Source organism: Pseudomonas inefficax (assembly GCF_900277125.1).
GTDB lineage: Bacteria > Pseudomonadota > Gammaproteobacteria > Pseudomonadales > Pseudomonadaceae > Aquipseudomonas > Aquipseudomonas inefficax.
The window spans coordinates 1-1,542 of sequence record NZ_OPYN01000033.1; the positions used below are offsets into that span (position 1 = coordinate 1).

General features: G+C 65.4%; 1 protein-coding gene. It reads right to left on the reverse strand.

What is annotated here, in order from left to right; genetic code table 11:
* Positions 1-1,542 (reverse strand): insulinase family protein (locus JV551A3_RS03405; protein WP_133978338.1); only part of this gene is annotated, 1,542 nt, incomplete at both ends.

Sequence of the window (1,542 nt, forward strand, 5' to 3'; positions counted from 1 at the left end):
AGACCTGCGCAATGCATCCAGCCTGCCGGGTTGTGTGGCCAGGTATGTCTGCCACGCCCATTCGGCGACTTCGGCGTTGCCCATCGCCGCTTCATCGAATTGCCCGGCCAGGGCCTGACGAGCGGTAGGGGCCAGGGTAACGCCCCGGCGCAGCAAGGTGAGCAGGTGGTCGAGGATCTGTACCTGGCTGGCATGAGGCGACTGGACCCCGAACAGCAGGCCGCCGACCCCCTCCACCTGACGAAAGGTACTGAACACCGCATAGCCGAGTTGCAATTCTACCCGCAGCCGTTGGTAAACCGGCCCTTGCAGCAATTGGGCGAGCAGACGGCCAGCGGCTTCCATGGCCGCCGGCAGTGGGCAGAACAGCAGCAGGGCATGCTCGCTGCCGGGTACTTCGGCATGTTGCCAACGGCGGTTGGACCAGGCGGGTAGAGGGCCAGGCGCTGAGCCTTGGCCAGGGCAGTGCTGCAGCACGGTGCCAAATGCGTTCAGGGCGGCATCGTCGAAGCCGGTAGCCAGGCCGTGCCAGCGTGTTTGCTGCCACAGGTTGTCGAGATGCGTTTGTGTCAGGTTGCAGGCCGGAACAGGTGCAGGCCTGGCGCCCAGCACAGCGTCGGGCAACTGCTTGAGCAGTGCCCGGATGGGGATCAGTGCCGGAGGCTGCGTCGAACAGGGTAGCCAGCTGTCTGCTGGGGGCTCGAGCATCACTGCCAAGGCCTGTTCCACAGTGCGCAGCACCGCTGCCGGTAGCCCGGCGCAGCGCAGTTGCCAGTATTCGCCAGCGGCACTGAACTGCAACTGCACCGATACCCGCTCGCAGCGCTCCTGCAGGGGCTGCAGGGCACGTTCGAGCTGCGCATGCAGGCGCTGGCGCAAGGGTGAAGGAACATGCCAGCGCAGATACAGCGCCGCATACTGACGAGCGCCAGGCAGTTGGTCGCTGACTTTCAGTGCCGCTGGCAGCGGCTGCGGCCTGGCAGCAGGCAAGTCGGCCAGGAGCAGGGGGTCGACCGCGGGCAGTTGCCAGTGCCCATGCTCGCGACCCGGCAGGCCTTCCAGCAGGGCACGAAGGGCCTGCAAGCCTTGTGTATCCAAACCGCTGAACGGCTGGCCGGCGCTGTCCCGGCGGGCCAACTCAAGCGCACTGGCACTGCGTTCGCGGCTTTGCTGCAGCAGTTCGAATTCGGTATTCAATTGCCTAGGGTCGGACTGGCGGATGAAGCCGAACCAGCCCTGCAACAGGGCGGCGGCTTCCTCTACACAGGCATCCTCGCTGAGCTTCAGGTCAATGTGCCACAGCAACTGCCCGGCGAAGGCATACAGCGTTTCGGCCTTGAAGCCTTGCAGCCAGCCACGTTGGCGAAGCGCGGCCAGCCAGGTGCCCGGGCGGCTATCGCCGAGGCAGGCGATCAGCAACTCAAGGGCCTGCTCGGCACCTGCCGGCAGGTTTTCGTGGCTGAACAGCAGGTATGTGTCGGTCGCCGATAAAGGCGGTGGCAAAGGTTGTGGCACCCGTTCACCCGTTGCGAACAGTTTGGC